20 protein-coding genes and 1 pseudogene are annotated in these 19088 nt (G+C 72.9%); 11 read left to right on the top strand and 10 right to left on the bottom strand.

The genetic code is table 11. The features are described 5' to 3' along the window. Positions 1-28 precede the first annotated feature (28 nt). Complete coding sequence (locus ACF1G2_RS26075) at positions 29-772, bottom strand: acyltransferase (protein WP_391800590.1); 744 nt, start codon at positions 770-772, stop codon at positions 29-31. A gap of 120 nt (positions 773-892) precedes the next feature. Between ACF1G2_RS26075 and ACF1G2_RS26070 the strand changes: the two genes are divergently transcribed. Next, on the top strand, positions 893-1420 hold the full coding sequence (locus ACF1G2_RS26070; protein WP_391800589.1) for a gamma carbonic anhydrase family protein: 528 nt from the start codon (positions 893-895) through the stop codon (positions 1418-1420). Between the two features lie 85 nt (positions 1421-1505). Here the strand turns inward: ACF1G2_RS26070 and ACF1G2_RS26065 are convergent, their stop codons facing one another. Continuing rightward, a complete protein-coding gene (locus tag ACF1G2_RS26065; RefSeq protein ID WP_391800588.1) occupies positions 1506-2189 on the bottom strand; it encodes a DedA family protein in 684 nt (227 codons plus the stop codon). An 86-nt stretch (positions 2190-2275) separates the two neighbouring features. Here ACF1G2_RS26065 and ACF1G2_RS26060 point away from each other — a divergent pair. Continuing rightward, positions 2276-2742, top strand: a pseudogene (locus tag ACF1G2_RS26060) (hypothetical protein); the annotation flags it as partial. A 250-nt stretch (positions 2743-2992) separates the two neighbouring features. Here the strand turns inward: ACF1G2_RS26060 and ACF1G2_RS26055 are convergent. After that, the gene (locus ACF1G2_RS26055) at positions 2993-3454 is read right to left on the bottom strand and encodes a DUF4442 domain-containing protein (protein WP_391800587.1); all 462 of its coding nucleotides are present in this window, start codon (positions 3452-3454) and stop codon (positions 2993-2995) included. A gap of 108 nt (positions 3455-3562) precedes the next feature. Here ACF1G2_RS26055 and ACF1G2_RS26050 point away from each other — a divergent pair, with 108 nt between their 5' ends. Beyond that, positions 3563-4660, top strand: coding sequence for a hypothetical protein (locus ACF1G2_RS26050; protein ID WP_391800586.1), 1098 nt, complete (start codon positions 3563-3565; stop codon positions 4658-4660). A 169-nt stretch (positions 4661-4829) separates the two neighbouring features. Beyond that, complete coding sequence (locus tag ACF1G2_RS26045; RefSeq protein ID WP_391800585.1) at positions 4830-6161, top strand: MFS transporter; 1332 nt, start codon at positions 4830-4832, stop codon at positions 6159-6161. Positions 6162-6197: 36 nt separating this feature from the next. Here the strand turns inward: ACF1G2_RS26045 and ACF1G2_RS26040 are convergent, their stop codons facing one another. From ACF1G2_RS26040 to ACF1G2_RS26030, 3 genes are all read right to left on the bottom strand, one after another. After that, complete coding sequence (locus tag ACF1G2_RS26040; RefSeq protein ID WP_391800584.1) at positions 6198-7043, bottom strand: spermidine synthase; 846 nt, start codon at positions 7041-7043, stop codon at positions 6198-6200. Positions 7044-7225: 182 nt separating this feature from the next. Then, a complete protein-coding gene (tuf, locus tag ACF1G2_RS26035) occupies positions 7226-8395 on the bottom strand; it encodes an elongation factor Tu (protein ID WP_391800583.1) in 1170 nt (389 codons plus the stop codon). Positions 8396-8659: 264 nt separating this feature from the next. Continuing rightward, a complete protein-coding gene (locus tag ACF1G2_RS26030; RefSeq protein WP_391800582.1) occupies positions 8660-9367 on the bottom strand; it encodes a DNA alkylation repair protein in 708 nt (235 codons plus the stop codon). Between the two features lie 67 nt (positions 9368-9434). Between ACF1G2_RS26030 and ACF1G2_RS26025 the strand changes: the two genes are divergently transcribed. Continuing rightward, positions 9435-10229, top strand: a complete 795-nt coding sequence (locus tag ACF1G2_RS26025; RefSeq protein WP_391800581.1) for a TVP38/TMEM64 family protein — start codon at positions 9435-9437, stop codon at positions 10227-10229. Positions 10230-10281: 52 nt separating this feature from the next. Here ACF1G2_RS26025 and ACF1G2_RS26020 read toward each other — a convergent pair whose 3' ends face one another. Next, entirely contained in the window at positions 10282-11451 is a 1170-nt protein-coding gene (locus ACF1G2_RS26020; RefSeq protein ID WP_391800580.1) for a thiolase family protein, read from the bottom strand. A 117-nt stretch (positions 11452-11568) separates the two neighbouring features. Here ACF1G2_RS26020 and ACF1G2_RS26015 point away from each other — a divergent pair, with 117 nt between their 5' ends. The 3 genes from ACF1G2_RS26015 (at position 11569) to ACF1G2_RS26005 (ending at position 13319) form a co-directional block, all read left to right on the top strand. Continuing rightward, complete coding sequence (locus ACF1G2_RS26015) at positions 11569-12030, top strand: winged helix-turn-helix transcriptional regulator (protein ID WP_391800579.1); 462 nt, start codon at positions 11569-11571, stop codon at positions 12028-12030. 109 nt (positions 12031-12139) lie between these two features. Then, positions 12140-13015 carry an undecaprenyl-diphosphate phosphatase gene (locus ACF1G2_RS26010; RefSeq protein ID WP_385852935.1) on the top strand — a complete coding sequence of 292 codons (876 nt, stop codon included), beginning with the start codon at positions 12140-12142 and terminating at the stop codon, positions 13013-13015. A gap of 88 nt (positions 13016-13103) precedes the next feature. Next, positions 13104-13319, top strand: a complete 216-nt coding sequence (locus ACF1G2_RS26005; protein ID WP_391800578.1) for a hypothetical protein — start codon at positions 13104-13106, stop codon at positions 13317-13319. Between the two features lie 13 nt (positions 13320-13332). Here the strand turns inward: ACF1G2_RS26005 and ACF1G2_RS26000 are convergent, their stop codons facing one another. Next, complete coding sequence (locus ACF1G2_RS26000) at positions 13333-13932, bottom strand: flavin reductase family protein (protein WP_391800577.1); 600 nt, start codon at positions 13930-13932, stop codon at positions 13333-13335. An 82-nt stretch (positions 13933-14014) separates the two neighbouring features. On the opposite strand from ACF1G2_RS26000, the gene ACF1G2_RS25995 reads away from it, so the two are divergent. Together ACF1G2_RS25995 and lnt are read left to right on the top strand one after the other, a co-directional pair. Beyond that, positions 14015-14452 carry a nuclear transport factor 2 family protein gene (locus ACF1G2_RS25995; protein WP_391800576.1) on the top strand — a complete coding sequence of 146 codons (438 nt, stop codon included), beginning with the start codon at positions 14015-14017 and terminating at the stop codon, positions 14450-14452. Positions 14453-14595: 143 nt separating this feature from the next. Further along, the gene (gene lnt / locus ACF1G2_RS25990) at positions 14596-16242 is read left to right on the top strand and encodes an apolipoprotein N-acyltransferase (RefSeq protein ID WP_391800575.1); all 1647 of its coding nucleotides are present in this window, start codon (positions 14596-14598) and stop codon (positions 16240-16242) included. Here lnt and ACF1G2_RS25985 read toward each other — a convergent pair. Beyond that, on the bottom strand, positions 16166-17071 hold the full coding sequence (locus tag ACF1G2_RS25985; RefSeq protein ID WP_391800574.1) for a Gfo/Idh/MocA family protein: 906 nt from the start codon (positions 17069-17071) through the stop codon (positions 16166-16168). The genes lnt and ACF1G2_RS25985 overlap by 77 nt on opposite strands. Before the next feature lie 64 nt (positions 17072-17135). Further along, a complete protein-coding gene (locus ACF1G2_RS25980) occupies positions 17136-18341 on the bottom strand; it encodes an FAD-dependent monooxygenase (protein ID WP_391800573.1) in 1206 nt (401 codons plus the stop codon). Between the two features lie 82 nt (positions 18342-18423). On the opposite strand from ACF1G2_RS25980, the gene ACF1G2_RS25975 reads away from it, so the two are divergent. Continuing rightward, positions 18424-19023: a TetR/AcrR family transcriptional regulator gene (locus tag ACF1G2_RS25975; protein ID WP_391800572.1), complete on the top strand. Its 600-nt coding sequence runs from the start codon at positions 18424-18426 to the stop codon at positions 19021-19023. Positions 19024-19088: the final 65 nt, after the last annotated feature.

The following is a 19088-nucleotide window of genomic DNA, read 5'->3' as shown; positions in this document are numbered from 1 at the left end:
GCGGTCCTCGCTGCGGTCCTCGCTGCGGTCAGCCCTCCGCGAGGTCCCAGTCGGCGAGGGCGGCGAGCTGCTCGTGCGTCACTCCGTCCGGGACCGGCACCGGGGCCGGCGTGCGCAGCGGCGGCTGCCAGCCCCGCTCCGGGTCCCAGCTGCGCACCACCTTCGCCGGCGCCCCGGCCACCACCGAGTGGTCCGGCACCTCTCCCCGTACGACCGCGCCCGCCGCGACCACCACGTTCCGGCCGAGCCTGGCGCCGGGCAGGATCACGGCGCCCGTGCCCAGCCAGCAGCCGGGGCCGATCTCGACCGGCTCGGAGCGCGGCCACTGCCTGCCGACGGGTTCGTCCGGATCGTCGTAACTGTGGTTGGTCGAGGTGATGTAGACGTACGGCCCGCAGTACGTGTCCGAGCCGATCGTCACCCGGGCGTCGGCGATGACATGGCTGCCGCGGCCCAGGACGACGCCGTTGCCCAGGGTCAGGACCGTGTCCGGCCCGAGGTCGAGGCCGGGCAGCATGCCGGCGGTCAGCGTGACCTGCTCGGCGACGATGCAGCACTCGCCGATCTCGATCCACCGCTCGCCGAAGACCGTCCCCTGCGGGAACGCCAGCCGGGTGCCCGCGCCGAGACGCTTGAAGCGCAGCCGTCCGGGGCTCTCGGCGGTGACGGCACCGGCCTCCTGCACCCAGCGCCACCCGCCCTGCAGGGCGCGGGCGAGAACGCGGCGCCGCCAGGCGGTGAGAGAGGAGAACGTGTTTCTGTTCCTGGGCACCCGCACACGGTAGTCGGCGCCGTCGTGCCTGATCGGCGGGGTGCCCTGTGATGTCCGTCATGGGCCGCGGCTAGGGTGCCGTGGAGGCGTGACGCAATCACGAGTGACCAGGAGCGAACCATGACAGAGGCGTTGATCAAGGCCGTGGGCGGCAAGGAGCCGCAGGTCGATCCGACGGCCTTCACCGCGCCGACCTCCGTCGTGCTCGGCGATGTCACGCTCGGCGCCCGCGCCAGCGTCTGGTACCACGCGGTGCTGCGGGCGGACTGCGGTCCCGTCGTCGTCGGCGAGGACTCCAACATCCAGGACAACTGCACCGTCCACGTCGACCCGGGCTTCCCGGTCACGATCGGCGACCGCGTGACGGTCGGCCACAACGCGACCGTCCACGGCTGCACCATCGAGGACGACGTCCTGGTCGGCATGGGCGCCACGGTCCTCAACGGGGCCCGCGTCGGCGCCGGTTCGCTGATCGCCGCGCAGGCGCTCGTCCCGCAGGGGATGGAGATCCCGCCGGGCTCGCTGGTGGCCGGTGTCCCGGCCAAGGTCCGGCGCCCGCTGACGGAGGAGGAGCAGGCCGGCATCCGCCTCAACGCGGAGATGTACCTCCACCTGGCCAAGGGCCACGCCGAGGCCTTCCAGGACTGAGGGCCACAGCGAAGGGCGCGGCGGCCGTGAGGCCACCGCGCCCTTGCGCATACGTCCGTGTGGAGGTGCGGAACTCCCGCTCGGATCAGTCCGCCACCGGCACGGGCGCCGGCTCCGCGGCCGGCTCGCTCTCCGTCTTCGTCCCGGACCGGGTCCCGGCCTCGGCCGCGGCCTTCTTCGCACGGTTCTTCAGGACCAGCATCGAGGTCACGCCGACCAGGACGGCGAGCACCAGACCCAGCCACGAGAAGCGCTTGAGCCACGCCTCGGCGACGATGCCCACCGAGTAGATGACAGCGGTCGTGCCACCCGCCCAGAGGATGCCTCCGAAGACGTTGGCGATCAGGAACTTCCAGTACGGCATCTTCAGCACACCCGCGAGCGGTCCGGCGAAGATCCGCAGCAGGGCGACGAAACGGCCGAAGAAGACCGCCCACATGCCCCACTTCTCGAAGGACCGCTCGGCGAGCGCGATGTTGGCCTCGCTGAAGTGCTTGGGGAACTTCCCGCCCAGCCAGGCCAGCAGCGGGCGCCCGCCCCTGCGGCCGATCGCGTACCCGATCGAGTCGCCGATGATGGCCCCGGCGGTGGCGCAGGCGCCGAGGACGTACGGGTTGATGTCACCGTGCTGGGAGGCGAGCAGGGCCGAGCTGACGAGGACGATCTCGCCGGGCAACGGGATCCCCAGGCTCTCGAGCCCGATCACCACACCCACCAGCGCGTAGATCGCGCCCGCGGGGATCGTCTCCAGCCATTCCTGGACGTGCAACGCGGATTCCTCCCGTGTCGAGCGCACGCCGCGTCGCGCACGCCGGGGCAGCCTACCTGGTCGCACGACGACGCCCGGCCGACTGCGGGCCGTGGACGCAGGGGCTCGCCCGGCTGGACTGCGGCAGCGGCGCGGACGGCCGCGCGAGGGAGTGGGACCTGGGACCGGAGGGCGCAATACGGTCTGAGCGCGCAGGAGCGGCACGCGGTGCGGTTCCGGGTGGCGCAGGGCATCTCCGGCCGGCCGGGGGGACGCCCCGAAGGGGTGGCGGCGGTGGGCGGAGGAGGCGTTCCACCCGCCTCAGCCGTGGCGGGAGTTGCTGGGCGCGGCGCTCCGTTCGGCGGCCTCGAGGCCGGGCAAGGGCGATGACTACGCGTACGGCTGTCCCTCCCGCCGCTCGACCTCCCTGCCCGGCACCGTGCTCCCGAGCCTGCGGCGGACTCCGCCACGGGCACCGGTGGTCATCGACACCTCGGGCCCGGTCAGCGACGCCGGGGCGGACAGCGCGCTTCCGGAGGTCGCCGCGATCGCCCGCGCCGTGGGCGGCCACCGCCCTGGGCCCGCGTCGTCACCATCGGCCAGGCGCGGCCCGCGGGGCCCCGGCACGGTCGGCGAGTCCGGGACGCGACCCGCGGGTCCGGAGCGCCGTCTGCCGGTCCGGGACGCGACCTGCGGTTCCGGGACGCCGTCTGCCGGTCCGGGACGCTACCCCGGAGCCGCGGCTCCGGAGCGTGACCCTCGAGCCCGGGGCGCGGCCCGCGAGTCCGGCGGGTCCGGGGCGCGGCCCGTCGTCCGTTACTCCCCTACTTTCCCTGGCCGTTCGGGCGCAGGGTCCAGACGACCGTCATCTCGCCCGTCACGGCGCCGTCCTCGCGGGTGATCGCGATGTGGACCGGGAACTCCGGGCGCTCGCCCGCGTCGAGTTCGGCGACGACCTCGACGGCCGGACGGCCGAGCGTGGCGGTGGCGGTGACGACGCCCATGGCCAGCTTCTTGTAGCCGATCTCGGCGGTGACCGCGAGCGGCACCGCGCGGTTCAGCTGGTCGCCGAAGGCGGCCAGGACGATCGCGCCACTGGCCGACTCGGCCAGGGTGAACATGGCTCCGGCGTGCGGGCCGCCGACGTGGTTGTGGTAGTCGGCCTGGTCCGGCAGGCGGACCACGGCACGCTCGGAAGTGGTCTCGAGGAACTCGAGGTTCAGGGTCCTGGCCATGGGAACGGTCGCGGCGAGCATCTCGCCGACGGACATCTGGTCTGCGCTCATGGCGGCGATGTTACCCACGGGTAGCAGAGAAGGCCATCCCCGTCTGCACCACACCCTCACGGGGGCGGGCGTAGCACGCCTCCGGCCACACCTCTATGGTTACTGGCCATGTGGCCAGGACAGCAGCCGCCCGGGGGCGAGCAGAACCCGCAGGACCAGAGTCAGAACCCCTACCAGCAGTCGGGGTACCAGCAGCCCAACCCGTACCAACAGCCCGGCTACCAGCAGCAGCCCGGGTACCCGCAGCAGCCGCCGGCCCAGCCGCCCACGCAGCCGGGTTACCCCCAGCAGCCCGCGCAGCCCGGCTACCAGCAGCCCAACCCCTACCAGCAGCCGACCGTGCCGCAGTACGCGGTCCCGGGCGCACCTCAGGGCGGGCCCGGTGACGGCAAGAAGAAGCAGACGACCCTGATCGCCATCCTCGCCGCGACCGCCGTGGTCGTCGTCGCCGGTGTCACCGGGTTCCTGGTCCTCGGGGACGACGACGACAAGAACACGAAGGCGGGCGGCGACTCGAAGGCGACGGCCTCGGCCTCCGCTTCCGGCGGCTCCGGTGAGCCGTCCACCTCCCCCTCGCTCGACAACCCGCGCGACGACGCCGCGCTGCAGCCGACGATCCCGGGCTGGAAGGTCGTCCACAACCCGAAGTACGGCACGCTGTTCGACGTACCGCCCGACTGGGAGCTCCTGAAGCCCGGCTCCGTCACGTTCTTCGAGGACGAGAAGAAGGGCGACGGCACTCCGGTCGTCACCATGTCCGCCCCCGTGCGCTACAAGAGCAAGTGGTGCACCCTCGACACGAACAAGGACGGCTCCGAGGAGAACTGGGGTCTGAGCAGCGCCGGCACCAAGGGCGGCCAGGGCGCCAAGGACACCGCCGAGGCGGCGTTCAACGAGGCCGGCAACTGGGTGTGGGCCGGTTACGCCCAGCACATGCCCAAGGGGACCATCAAGATCACCAAGGCGGTGCCGTACACCACCACGTCCGGTCTCGCGGGCCACGTCGCTACAGCGACCGCCCCGGGAATCAAGAAGCGGAACAGCTGCGAGTCGGACGGCAAGTCCCTCGCGTTCTCCTTCAAGAACGCCAAGGGCGACTTCTCGTCCTTCGTGCTCTACGGGGCCGACGGCGTCAAGGACGAGCTGGCGGACGCGACGATCCAGAAGATCCTCGCCACGGTGCGACTGGCCCCCGAAGGATCCTGACGAGGGGAGCCGAGGGGACCCGCTCAGATCCCCTCGGATCCCCTCGGCTCTGATCCAGGCGACGTACGGGCGATGTAAGGGCGACGGCGGCCGGAGAACGAGCGGCCGGACGGCGAGCTGACGGGTAATCCGTTTGGCAGGAGGCGGTGGAGCCGGGGATAGTCCCGGAGTGAGTACTGCCGCCGCCTCCCCCCGCGCCCCGCGCTCGCGCCGCCCCGAATGGGCCGGCCGCAACTACATCCTGCTGACCGCCGCCGCGATCGTCACCAACCTGGGCACCCACGGCGCCCTGATCGCGGCGGCGTTCGCGGTGATCCAGACCGGCGGCGACGGCGGCGACGTGGGTCTCGTGGCGGCGGCCAGGACACTGCCGCTCGTCCTCTTCCTCCTCATCGGCGGCGCCGTCGCCGATCGCATACCCCGGCACCGCGTGATGGTGGCCGCCAACGCCCTGAACTGCGTCTCGCAGGGTGCCTTCGCCGTCCTCGTCCTCGCCGGCGAGCCGCAGCTGTGGCAGATGATGCTGCTCACCGCGCTGTGCGGAACGGGTCAGGCGTTCTTCAGCCCGGCGGCCGAGGGCATGCTGATGTCCAGCGTCAGCGGCGAGCAGGTCAGCCGCGCCTTCGCGCTCTTCCGGATGGCGATGCACGGCGCCGGCATCGGCGGGGCCGCTCTCGGCGGCGCGATGATCGCCGCCGTCGGCCCCGGCTGGGTCCTCGCCATCGACGCGGCCGCGTTCGCCGTCGCCGGTGCGCTGCGCGCCTTCCTCGACGTCAGCCACATCCGCGAACGCGAGGCGGGCGGCGGACTCCTCGCCGATCTGCGCGAGGGCTGGCAGGAGTTCGTCGGGCGGCCGTGGCTGTGGTCGATCGTGGCCCAGTTCTCCATCGTCGTGGCCCTGGTCGGCGCGGCCGAGTCGGTGTACGGACCGCTGGTCGCCCGGGACGAGCTGGGCGGCGCCAAGCCATGGGGGCTCGCCCTCGCCGCGTTCGGCGTCGGTACGCTCAGCGGCGCGCTGCTGATGATGCGCTGGAAGCCGCGCCGGATGCTGCTCGTCGGCACCCTGGGCGTCTTCCCGATCGCCCTGCCCTCGGCCGCGCTCGCGGTGCCGCTCGACGTCGTCGGGCTCTCGGCGGCCATGTTCGTCAGCGGGGTCGCCATCGAGGTGTTCGGTGTGGCGTGGATGACGACGCTGCACCAGGAGATCCCCGAGGAGAAACTGTCCCGGGTCGCCGCGTACGACTGGTTCGGATCGACCGCCATGCTCCCGCTGTCCACGGCTCTGGCGGGCCCGGCGGAGAGCGTCTTCGGGCGGAGTCAGGCGCTGTGGGGTTCAGCGGTCCTGATCGTGGTCGTGACGGCGCTGGTGCTGTTCGTCCCGGACGTCAGGAACCTGACGCGGCGCACGAAGCAGATCGCCTCCGGTCCTGCCACTCCCCTTCTGCCGGAGCCCACGCCCTTGCCCGCGCCTACGGCTTCGGGCGCGGACACGGCGCGCTGACCGCCCCAGCCCCAGCCCCCGTCGTCGCCGCCGCCGTCACCCCACGCTGAACGCCCCGTCCGGCGGTACGGGAGAGGGCACGGCGTCCGGGTCGCTCACCGGCCGGGCGTCGCCGGTGAAGCGCGTCAGGGTGTCGCCGTACTCCACCCGCGCGGGGAACGCGTCCGCCGCCGCACGCCGGGCCAGGCGCACCGTGTCGATCTCGCCGTCGGAGGCGACGAGGACGGCGTTGCCGAAGCGGCGGCCGCGCAGCACCGCGGGCTCGGCGATCAGCGCCAGTTCGGGGAAGACGGCCGCGAAGGTGGCCAGTTGGGAGCGGAGGAAGGCGAACGGCGCCCCGTCGGCCAGGTTGGCCGCGTAGATCCCGCCCGGCCGCAGCACCCGCCGGGCCTCGCGGGCGTACTCCACGGAGGTCAGGTGGGCGGGGACGCGCGAGCCCCCGAAGACGTCGGCGACGAGCACGTCCGCCGATGCGGCGGGCGCGCCCTCCAGCCAGGCCCGGGCGTCGGCGCCGTGCACGGCGACACCGGAGCCGTCCGGCAGCGGCAGGTGCTCGGTGACCAGGTCGAGCAGGCCCCGGTCGGCCTCGACCACGTCCTGGCGGGAGCCCGGTCGGGTGGCCGCGACGTACCGGGGCAGGGTGAGCGCCCCGCCGCCGAGGTGCAGGACGGCGAGCGGCTCGCCCTCGTCCGCGGCGCTGTCGAGGACGTGGGCCAGCCGGCGCGTGTACTCGAATTCCAGGTACGCCGGATCGTCCAGGTCGACGTACGACTGCGGAGCGCCCTCGACCGTGAGCAGCCAGGCCCGCTCGCGGTCGACGTCGGGCATGAGCCGGGCGGTGCCGCCGTCGACGTCCCGGATGACGGGTATCTGCTCGTTCACGCTCTCATTGTGCCCGCAGACCACGGACCGCCTCCGCGCGGGCGGCGGCCCGAGCCCGACCGGCACGGGGCGCCGCGATGCGAGCCCGTCCGCCCCAGGGCGCCGGTGGTCCCGTCCGTCCCGCAAGGCGGGGCCCCGCACTCCGTGGGTGCGGAATGCGGGGCCCGCCCGTAGGCGTGCGGTCAGTCCACGGTCGTGACCGTGCCCGCGCCGACCGTGCGGCCGCCCTCGCGGATCGCGAAGCCGAGGCCGGGCTCCAGCGGTACGTCACGTCCGAGCTCGACGGTCATCGTGACCGTGTCGCCCGGCCGCGCGACGGCCTGCTCGGCCAGGTCGACGTCGCCGACGACGTCCGCGGTCCGGATGTAGAACTGCGGGCGGTAGCCGGTCGAGACGGGGGTGGTGCGACCACCCTCCTTCGCCGACAGGACGTAGACCTGCGCGGTGAACCGCCGGCGCGGGACCACACTGCCGGGCGCCGCCACCACGTGCCCGCGGCGGACCGTGTCGCGTGCGACACCGCGCAGCAGCAGGGCCACGTTGTCACCGGCCTCGGCGGACTCCATGGGCTTGCCGAAGGTCTCCACGCCGGTGACGACCGTCTCCGTGTCCGCGCCGAGCACCTCCACGCGGTCGCCGACCCGCACCGTCCCACGCTCGACCGCGCCGGTGACGACCGTGCCACGGCCCGTGATGGTGAGCACGTTCTCGACGGACAACAGGAAGGGGGCGTCCACATAGCGCACCGGCATCGGTACGTACGTGTCCACGGCGTCCAGGAGCGCCTCGATCGAGGCGGTCCACCGTGGGTCCCCCTCCAGTGCCTTGAGCCCGGAGACCCGGACGACGGGGACGGCGTCGCCGCCGTAGCCGTGCGCGGACAGCAGCTCCCTCACCTCCAGCTCGACCAGGTCGGTCAGCTCGTCGTCCCCCGCGTCGGCCTTGTTGAGCGCGACGACGATGTGGTCGACGCCGACCTGGCGGGCGAGGAGGACGTGCTCGGCCGTCTGCGGCATGATCCCGTCGAGCGCGGAGACGACGAGGATCGCACCGTCGAGCTGGGCGGCGCCCGTGACCATGTTCTTGATGTAGTCGGCGTGACCGGGCATGTCGACGTGGGCGTAGTGGCGGGTGTCGGTCTCGTACTCGACGTGCGCGATGTTGATGGTGATGCCGCGCTGCGCCTCCTCGGGCGCGCGGTCGATCCGGTCGAAGGGCACGAACGTGCCGGTCCCGCGCTCGCTGAGGACCTTGGTGATGGCGGCGGTGAGAGTGGTCTTGCCATGGTCGACGTGGCCCATGGTGCCGATGTTCAGGTGCGGCTTGGTGCGCACGTACGCCGTCTTGGACATGGTTCGCTCGTTCCTTGAGCTCGAAGCGTGTGAGGGGACCCCGTGGCCTGACCGACCCTCCCCCTGGGGGGTCCGCCGGACGATCCGGGGAGGGTCAGCTTCGGGCGCCGTCGAATGCGGCTGCCGTGCCGGGAACGAGGAGATCGGCAGCCTTCGGCGCGGCCGCGACTGCGGTCCGTGCTGCGAGGAAGGCGTACCGGAACATGCCCACGATCATCCCGGGACGGGGGACGGACGTCGAACGATTTTCCCCCGAGGGGGAGTTCAGAGGTGCTTGAGCGCCTCGCGCACGGAGAGCGGGGCGAACCTCTCCCGGTTTCCGTCGACGAACGCGCGCACCTCGTCGGGGCCGGTCTTGGCGTACTCGCGCAGGGCCCAGCCGATCGCCTTGCGGAGGAAGAAGTCCGTGTCGGAGGCCCGGCGCAGGCAGTAGGCGAACAGCCGCTCGGTGTCGGTGGCGCCCTTGAACCGGAGTTGGTGGAGCAGCGCGGTCCGCGCGACCCAGAGGTCGTCGTCCTCGATCCACTCGTCCATCCGCGCTGCGAGCCGCGGGTCGGCGGCGACGAGCCCGCCGACGACGTGGGCGGCGAGGTGGTCGACGGTGTCCCACCAGGATTCGGTGGTGACGAGGTGCCGGGCGACGGGCAGGAAGCCGGAGGAGCAGCGCTTGACGTGGCGGCGCAGGTAGTCGACGCCGAAGTAGTGGTACTCGCGCTCCGGAAGGGCGAAGCAGCGCAGCGCGACGGCCGCGCAGTCCGCCTCGTCGGGGCGCGGGGTGCCTTCCAGGACGGTGCGGGACAGGGCGCGCCGCTCGGGGGTGCGGATGCCGAGGAAGGGAGCGGCGCCCTTCATGTACGCCACCATCTCCTGGGCCCGGAACGGGTCCCCGGCGGTGGGATAGACCTCGGTGAGACGCCCGAGCACGGTGTCGGCGAGGGCGCTGGCGGGGACGGCGGGCGGCGCGGACGTCATACGGCTCACAGTAGGCGGATGACGGACATTACGGCGATCACATGGGGGGTTCGGTTACTCTCCCCTGATGCTCGACCCCGTCACCCGACCGCCGGGCTCCCTCGCTCTGCGCTGCTCCCGGGCTCTGCTCTCGCCCTGGTCGCGGCTGTCCCTGCTCGCCGCGCTCCTCCTCGGCGCGGCGACGACCGTGGTCCTGTACGAGCCACAGCGGCTGCTCGCGGCCGGCTGGCCGCCGCAGGCGAACGGCGCGGGGGCGGTGGTGCTGTTCGGTCTGGCGTACGGCGTGTGCACCGCCGCCTTCGTACCGCGACCCATCCTGAACCTGGCGGCGGGCGCGCTGTTCGGTATGCAGGCGGGGCTGGCGGCCGCGCTGGCAGGGACGGTCCTCGGGGCGGGCATCTCGTTCACGCTGGGGCGGCTGCTGGGGCAGGACGCGCTGCGGCCGCTGCTGCGGGGCCGCTGGCTGACGGCTGCGGACGGGCAGTTGAGCCGGCACGAGTTCCGCTCGATGCTGGCGATCCGGCTCTTCCCCGGGGTGCCGTTCGCGGCGGCCAACTACTGCGCGGCGGTCTCCCGGATGGGGTACGCGCCGTTCCTGCTGGCCACCGGGCTCGGATCGATCCCGAACACTGCGGCGTACGTGGTGGCGGGCAGCCAGGCGGGGTCACCGACGTCGCCCGCGTTCCTCGTGTCGATGGGCTTCATCGTCGTGTCCGGCCTGGGCGCGGCGGCCGTGGCCTGGCGCAAGCGCCACGGCCTGCGGGCCAGGGAGAGGGCGGGCGCCGCCCCGTCCCCCGCCGCGCCCGCCGCGCCCTCACCGGAGCGCCCCCTGGAACCGGCGGCGGCCCGGGAGGTCCGCTGACCCTGAGGTCCGCTGACGCCGAAAGTCCGCCGATCCTCGGAGGCGCCCTGCCTCAGAGCGCCTCGACGATCATCGCGTTCGCCAGGCCGCCCGCCTCGCACATCGCCTGGAGGCCGTAGCGCGCGCCCCGTGCGCGCAGGGCGTGGACCAGGGTGGTCGTCAGCCGGGTGCCGCTCGCGCCGAGCGGGTGGCCGAGCGCGATGGCGCCACCGTGGACGTTGACCTTGGCCGGGTCCGCTCCGGTCTCCTGCTGCCAGGCGAGCACGACGCTGGCGAACGCCTCGTTGATCTCGAAGAGGTCGATCTCCTCCAGGCCGAGCCCGGCCCGCCGCAGCACCTTCTCCGTGGCGGGGATGACGCCGGTGAGCATGAGCAGAGGATCGGAACCGGTCACCGCGAAGCTGTGCAGCCGGGCGAGCGGCCGCAGACCGAGCCGCTCGGCGGTCTCGGCGGCCATGACGAGCACGGCGGAGGCTCCGTCGTTGGTCGGGCTGCTGTTGCCGGCCGTCACCGACCAGTCGATCTGCGGGAAGCGCTCGGCGAATCCGGGGTCCTCGAAGGCGGGCCGGAGCCCCGCAAGGATCTCGGTCGTCGTCGCGGGCCGCACCGACTCGTCCCGTCGGACCTCTCCGTACGGGACGACCTCCGCGTCGAAGAGCCCGGCCTCCCAGCTCCGCGCGGCCTTGGCGTGCGAGGCGGCGGCGAACTCGTCCATCGCCTCGCGCCCGAGGGACCACTTCGCGGCGATCAGCTCCGCGCTGATGCCCTGCGGCACGAGGCCCTCGGGGTAGCGCGCGGCGACGCCCGGTCCGAAGGGGTCGGCCCCGGGCGGCACGTTCGACCACATCGGGACCCGGCTCATCGACTCGACCCCGCAGGCGACGGCGATGTCGTACGCCCCCGAGAGCACGCCCTGGGCCGCGAAGTGCACCGCCTGCTGGGATGAGCCGCACTGGCGGTCGACGGTGGTGGCGGGCACGGACTCGGGGAAGCCGGCGCCGAGCCAGGCGTACCGGGTGGTGTTCATGGCCTGTTCGCCGACCTGGTCCACCGTTCCGCCGATGACGTCGTCGACGAGCGCGGGGTCGATGCCGCTGCGGTCGATCAGCGCCTTGAGGGTGTGGGAGAGCAGGGCGACGGGGTGGACCTCGGAGAGGGCGCCGTTGGCCTTCCCCCTGCCTATGGGCGTACGGACTGCTTCGACGATGACGGCGTCGCGCATGATGACGGCTCCTCGCTCACCTGGTGAGTTGGAAAACTGGACCTACACCTGCCAGTAACATAACCCAGTCGGTTTGATTTTCAAACCATCCGATGCCCGCTCCCTTAGGCTGGGCACATGAAGGCCGCCCCCCGCCCCTGTTCGATCGCCGACACCCTCGCCCTCGTCGGTGAGAAGTACGCGCTGCTGGTGATGCGCGAGATCTCGCTCGGCGTCCACCGCTTCGACCGCATCGCGCGGAACACCGGCGCCCCGCGCGACATCCTCACCGCCCGCCTCAAGCGGCTCGTGGAGGCGGGGATCCTGGAGAAGGTGCGGTACAGCGAGCGCCCGGCGCGCTTCGAGTACCGCGCCACCCTCGCCGGGAAGGAGCTGCAGCCCGTCCTGCTGACGCTGATGGCCTGGGGCGATCGCCATCTGAACGGTGAGGACCGCCCGGTGCTCCTGGAACACAGCTGCGGCGAGGTGCTCAGCCCGCGCGTCGTCTGCGCCGGCTGCGGCGGCGAGGCCGACCCCGCCAGCCTGACCCACCACGTGCGGTCACCCGGCTGGACGACCAAGGGCCCTGTGGAGACCTGAGATCAAGGGCTTCACCCAGGGACGGTACGCTGCGCAACGACCGGCGGTCGATCTCCGATCCGACCGCCCCATCTGACCGCACGAGCACATTCGGGACGGCCCTAGCCCCATGAGTTGGTTCGAATCATTCATCCTCGGACTCGTCCAGGGGCTGACGGAGTTCCTTCCCATCTCCTCCAGCGCGCACCTCCGCCTCACCGCCGCCTTCGCCGGCTGGGAGGACCCGGGAGCGGCCTTCACCGCGATCACGCAGATCGGCACGGAGACCGCGGTCCTGATCTACTTCCGCAAGGACATCGCCCGGATCGTCTCGGCGTGGTTCCGCTCGCTCCGCGACAAGTCGATGCGCGGCGACCACGACGCGCAGATGGGCTGGCTGGTCATCGTCGGCTCGATCCCGATCGGCGTGCTCGGTGTGACGCTGAAGGACCACATCGAGGGCCCGTTCCGCGATCTGCGGCTGATCGCCACGACGCTCATCGTGATGGGCATCGTCCTCGGCGTCGCGGACCGGCTCGCCGCCCGTGACGAGGCCGGCGGCCGGCACCGCGCGGCCCGCGAGCGCAAGACGCTCAAGGACCTCGGTGTACGGGACGGCCTGATCTACGGCATCTGCCAGGCGATGGCCCTGATCCCCGGCGTCTCCCGCTCGGGCGCGACGATCTCCGGCGGTCTGCTGATGGGCTACACCCGCGAGGCGGCGGCCCGCTACTCGTTCCTGCTCGCCATCCCCGCCGTGCTGGCCTCGGGCGTCTTCGAGCTGAAGGACGCCACCGAGGGCGGCCATGTGTCCTGGGGTCCGACGATCTTCGCGACGATCATCGCGTTCGCCGTCGGTTACGCCGTCATCGCCTGGTTCATGAAGTTCATCACGACCAAGAGCTTCATGCCGTTCGTGATCTACCGGATCGCCCTGGGCATCCTTCTCTTCATCCTGGTCGGCACGGACACGCTGAGCCCGCACGCGGGCGAGTCCGGCAGCTGACCCGTCCGGCGCCGGTCGGCCCAGGCCGGCGCCGCCGGGGCCGGGTCTCCGCCGGGCGATCTTCGGGTGCGCGTCGCACCCTGGAACCATGGCCTGGCAACCCCCCATCGTCGTGCACCGCCCGTCCCCCGACGGCGGGCGGCGCGTCACCGTCCGCGGCCGGATCGTGGGCCTGGCGCACAACGACACCGACCTCGTCGAGTTCCTGCGCCGAGCGGGGCTCGAGGACGCCGACATGATCCTCGACGATCCGCACCTGGTGGAGTGGCGCGGCGGCCGCCCGCACCGCTGGGAGGCCGCCTGAGCCGCGTGACGCGTCAGACCTCGGGGTCGTACGGGACCCGGGCGATCTCACGGATGCCGCCCAGGGTCCCCCACTCGTTCCGGCCGAGCCGGGTCAGCGGGCGCATCAGCGTGATGTCGGGGTGGCCGTCCACCAACACGGACTCGTCCACCGCCGCGTGCACCACCCGTCCGAAGACGACGGTCGAGTCCCCGATCCGCAGTGTGCTGTGCAGCTCGCACTCCAGCGCGACGGGCGAGGACGCCACCCGGGGCGGCTTGATCCGCAGGCTCGGCTCGCGCTCCACCCCGCAGGCGTCGAACTCGCTCACGCCGCGCGGGAAGTCCGTCGCGGTGGCGTTGATCTGCTCGAAGAGCGGCTCGGGGGACAGGTTCACGACGAACGCGCCCGTGTCCTCGATGTTCCGCAGCGAGTCCTTCCGGCCCACCGAGGTGAACTGCACCACCGGGGGCGTGACCGAGGAGATCGTGAAGAAGGAGTGCGGTGCGAGGTTGTCGGTCCCGTCGGCCGACGTCGTGGAGATCCAGGCGATGGGCCGGGGCACGACGGTGGCGGTGAGCAGCCGGTAGAAACTGTTCCGGTCACTGCGGTCGGGATCGAAGTCGATACGCATGCCGAGAAGTATGACCGGTATCCGACCACGCCTCCGACGCACGGCTCTTGGCGCCCCGCCTCCGCTGCCCGACACTGAGGCGATGACGCAGCGCGTGGACCTCGCGACCGTGATGGACCGGATGGCCATCGACGACCTCGTCACCGGGTACGCGGTGGCCGTGGACGACTCCGACTGGGCGGGCTACCGGGCGCTGTTCACCCGCGACGGCCGGGCCGACTACCGCGGCTCCGGTGGTGTCGAGGGCCCCGCGACCGAGGTCGCCGACTGGCTCGCGGAGACGATGCGGCTCTTCCCGGTGCGCCAGCACCTCATCGTGAACCGCCGGGTCCGGATCCAGGACCTCGGCGGCTACCCGGGCGACAGCGCGGACGTCCGCGCCGACTACGTGAACCCGATGCGCTTCGAGTCGGGCGAGGACTTCGTCTGCGGCGGCCGGTACACGTTCACGCTGGCCCGGACGGACGGCGGCTGGCGGCTGCGCACCGTGGTCGTCGAGGAGAGGTGGCGCCGCCTCTGACGGCCGTAGGCGGTTCGCGCGCGCTGTACGGCACCGTACGGCCTGACCGACGTACGGCCGTAGGGGTCGTCCGGTCGTGGCGCCCGTGGGGCCGCGGCGGTCGTGCGGCGCACACTGGAGGCGACACCTGGAGGCGACGCCGCATGCGGAATCCGTTCGGCAGTCGCGACGGCGCGGCCGCGCCCGGCAGCGGCGCACGCACCGGTCCGCGCCCGGTGCCCGTGACGTCGCACCGCGCCGCCCGCGCCGTGCTCGCGGTCGTCGCCGGCGCCCTGCCCGCGCTGGCGTTCCCGGAGGCCGGGCTGTGGTGGCTCGCCCATGTCGCGCTCGTCCCCTGGCTGCTGCTGCTTCGCACCGCCCCCACCGCGCGCCGGGCGGCCCTCGAGGGCTGGCTGGGCGGCGTCGGGTTCGTGCTCGCCGTGCACCAGTGGCTGATGCCGAGCCTGCACGTCTTCATCCTCGTCATCGCCGCGCTGCTCGGTCTGCTGTGGCTGCCGTGGGGATGGCTCGTGCGCGCGATGCTCGGAGACGGTCCTTCCGGCCTGCGCGCCGCTGCCGCGATCCTCGTCGTCCCCTCCGGCTGGCTGCTCATCGAACTCGCCCGGTCCTGGGAGGGCTTGGGCGGGCCCTGGGGGCTCCTCGGCGCCAGTCAGTGGCAGGTCGAACCGGCGCTGCGGCTCGCCTCCGTCGGCGGCGTCTGGCTGGTCTCGCTGCTCGTGGTGGCGGTCAACACCGCTGTGGCCCTGCTCGTGGTGTCGACGGCCGCCGTACGCCTGACGGGCCTGGTCGGCCTTGTGGTGTGCGCCCTCACCGTGGGCGTGGTCTGGTGGGGCGTCACACCACCTCGCGAGCAGGGCACGGCGCGGATCGCCGTCGTCCAGCCGGGGGTGTACGACGGGCCGGCCGGCGCCGAGGAGCGGTTCGCCCGGGCTGAGGAGCTCACCAGGGAGCTCGCCGGCCAGGATCTCGATCTGGTCGTCTGGGGCGAGAGCAGCGTCGGCGCCGACCTGACCGCGCGCACCGATCTCGCGGCCCGGCTGTCCGCCCTGTCGCGTGCCGTGGACGCGCCGATCCTCGTCAATGTGGACGCACGCCGCGCCGACCGGCCGGGCATCTTCAAGAGCAGTGTTCTGACAGGGCCGCAGGGCCCGACGGGCGACCGGTACGACAAGATGCGGCTCGTGCCGTTCGGCGAGTACATCCCGGCGCGACCGGTGCTCGGCTGGGTGACCTCGGTCGGCAAGGCGGCGGGCGAGGACCGGCGACGCGGGACGGAGCCGGTGGTGATGACGCTGCCGGCCGAGGACGGCCGGCCGCCGCTGCGGATCGGCCCGCTGGTCTGCTTCGAGTCGGCGTTCCCCGACATGAGCCGCCGGCTGACCCGCGACGGCGCCGACGTGCTCGTCGCCCAGTCGGCGACGTCGACCTTCCAGAACAGCTGGGCGCCCGCGCAGCACGCCTCGCTGGGGGCGCTGCGCGCGGCGGAGTCCGGGCGGGCCATGGTGCACGCGACGCTGACCGGTGTCAGCGCCGTGTACGCCCCGGACGGCAGCCGGGTCGGCGCGCCCCTGGGCACCGACCGGAGCGCGGCCGCCGTCTACGACGTACCGCTGGCGCGGGGGACGACGGGCTACGTCCGGTACGGCGACTGGGTGTTGTACGGCGCCCTGAGCGTTCTGGCCGCGCTCTGCGCCGCCGAGGGCATGGGTGCCCTCAGGAGGCCTGCGTCAGAGCTTCGCGCACCACGCGCTCGCACAGCTCGTGGGTGGCGAGGGCGTCGCGAGCGCTGAGCGTCGTCCCGTCCCGTACCGCGTCGAGGAAGGCCAGCACGGCCTGCTCGATACCGCGCTGACGGGCCACCGGCACCCAGTCGCCGCGCCGGCGGGTCGTCGGCTGCCCCTTGTGGTCGACGATGTCCGCGAGGTTGAGGACCTGGCGCTTGGTGTCCTGGCCCGAGACCTCCAGGATCTCCTCGGTGGAGCCGTTCATCCGGTTCATCATGCCGATGGCGGTGAAGCCGTCCCCGGAGAGCTGGAGCACGACGTGGTGCATGAGCCCGTCCTTGATCCGGGCGCGTACGTCGGTGTGCTCGACGTCTCCCGGCAGGAGGAAGCGCAGGGTGTCGACGACGTGGATGAAGTCGTCGAGGACGAGGGTGCGCGGGTCCTCGGGCATGCCGACGCGGTTCTTCTGCATGAGGATCAGCTCGCGCGGGTGGTCCAGGCACTGCGCGTAGCCGGGGGCGAGCCTGCGGTTGAACCCGACGGCCAGGCTCACCCCGCGCGCCTCGGAGAGCTCCACGAGCCGTTCGGAGTCGGCGTACTCGTACGCCAGCGGCTTGTCGACGTACGTCGGTACGCCGGCCTGGAGGAGCCGGGCGGTGATCTCGGGGTGCGCGTCCGTCGGCGCGTGCACGAACGCCGCGTCCAGCCCGGCGGCGAGCAGCGAGTCGAGGTCGCCGTGGCGCTGGTTCCCGGGCACGCGGTGGATCTCGGCGACCCGGTCCAGAGTGGTCTTCGTCCGTGTCTGGAGGTGGAGTTCGACCCCGGGGAGGGCGGCGAGGACGGGGAGATATGCCTTCTGAGCGATGTCGCCGAGTCCGATGCAGCCGACCTTCACGGGGTCTCCCTAGCGCTTGTTGGTGTGCTCTCTCCGGCGGCCTGCGGCCCGCCGTTCGCGCTGGTCAGCTTACGCGGGCCCGCTCGTCGGCGAGCGGGGGCCGCCAGTCGGCGATGCCGTCGAAGCCGCGCAGCACGAGTCCGGGGCCGAACCGTGAGACGGCGGCGATGAGCGCGTTGCGCAGGGCGACGGCGGGTGGGGCGCTCAGCAGGGTGAGCCGGCCGGTGCGGGCGGCCTTGCGGACGATCGCGGTGGTGCGCGGCAGCCGGTCGGCGGTGTACGCGGTGAGGGCGCGGCTCGGCGGAGCTCCCCGGGCGATGTGGTGGGCGAGGACGATCGCGTCCTCGATGGCCTGGTTGCCGCCCTGGCCGAGGGTGGGCTGCATGGCGTGGGCGGCGTCGCCGAGCAGGGCGACACGGCCCTGGTGGAAGGCGGGCAGGGGGTCGATCAGGTGGTGCACGTCGTTCCGCAGCACGCCGGCCGGTTCGACGGCGGCGAGGATCTCGGGGACCGGCTGGTGCCAGTCGCCGAAGAGGCGGAGGAGTTCGGCCCTCTCGTCGTCGGGGGCGTGGGCGCCCTCCGGGGCGGCGGCCATCGCGTAGGCGTAGATCCGGCCGTCCTTGAGGGGCTGGGTGCCCCAGAGGCGGCCGCCGCCCCAGGTCTCGTGCGGGGCGAAGGGCCGGTCGGGGGCGGGGACGACCACGCGCCACGTGGTGAAGCCGGAGTAGGCGGGGCCGGGGTGGCCGGGGAAGAGGGCGCGGCGGAGCGTGGAGCGGATGCCGTCGGCGCCGACGACGAGGTCGGCCTCGATCTCCTGGCCCCCGTCCCCGTCCCCGTCGGCGATCCTGACGAGGGCGGGCCGTCCGTCGTCGCCGGGGTCGACGAGGGACGCGGCGGCTCCGGTCCGTACGACCCCTTCGGGGAGGGCGGAGGCGAGGATCTCGACGAGGGTGGCGCGGTGCAGCAGGACGAGCGGGCCGCCGAAGCGCTCGGCGGCCGCCTTCGCGCTGGTTCGGGCGAGCCAGCGGCCGTCGGGGGCGCGCATGCCGCCGTCGCCCTGCCAGGCGGACAGTTCACGGACGCGGTCGCCGAGGCCGATGACGTCCAGCGCGCGCTGGGAGTTGGGGGCGAGCCCGATGCCGGCTCCCACGGGGGTCAGGGCGGCGGCGCGCTCCAGGACGGTGACGTCCCAGCCGGACTGGTGGAGGGCGACGGCGACGGTGAGTCCGCCGATGCCGGCTCCGACGACGACGGCACGGTGCTGGTCCATGACTCCTCCTCGGGAACTACAGGTGTAGTTGGGCACCTCGAAGGTACTACAGCCGTAGTCGCACCGGTAGTAGGTTGTGCCCATGACGGCCCGCACCCCCGCCTCCGCCCCCTCCCGCACCACACGCGTCGGCGACGCCGCGCTCGAACTGCTCGTGGAGCGGGGGATGCGCGGGCTGACCCATCGAGCCGTCGACGAGCGGGCCGGGCTCCCCCAGGGGTCGACCTCCAACCACGCCCGCACCCGCCAGGCGCTCCTGGAGACCGCGGTACGGCGGCAGGTCGAACTGGAGGCGCGCGTGCTCGCCCCGCACGAGATGCCGGACCCCGGGCGCGGGCTCGACGCGCTCGTGGACGCGCTGGCACTGGCCCTGCACCGATATCTCACCGACCACCGGTCGCTGCTCGTCTCGCGCTACGAACTCGCCCTGGAGGCCACCCGCCGCCCCGAGCTGCGCTCCTTCTTCGACGCGGCGGGGTCGGCGGCCTTCCACGGGCCGCTGATCGCGATGATGGCCGGGGCGGGCTCCCCGGCCCCCGAACGGCATGCCCTCTCGCTGATCGCCTGGTGCGAGGGGCTGATGTTCTCCTGCGCCGCCGGGTCCTTCCACTCCACCGTGCCCGGCCGGGACGAACTACGGACCGGGTTCGAGGAGTTGCTGCGGGGCATGCTCGGCCGCTGAAGGCCCTGGAACGGCCGGAGCGGCGGGAGCGGCGGGGTCCGGTCATCCACATCGCCGAGGTCACC

The sequence above is a fragment of the Streptomyces sp. NPDC013457 genome (assembly GCF_043089925.1).
GTDB lineage: Bacteria > Actinomycetota > Actinomycetes > Streptomycetales > Streptomycetaceae > Streptomyces.
The sequence above is the reverse complement of the archived record's forward strand: the minus strand, read 5'-3'. Positions and strand labels throughout refer to the sequence as shown.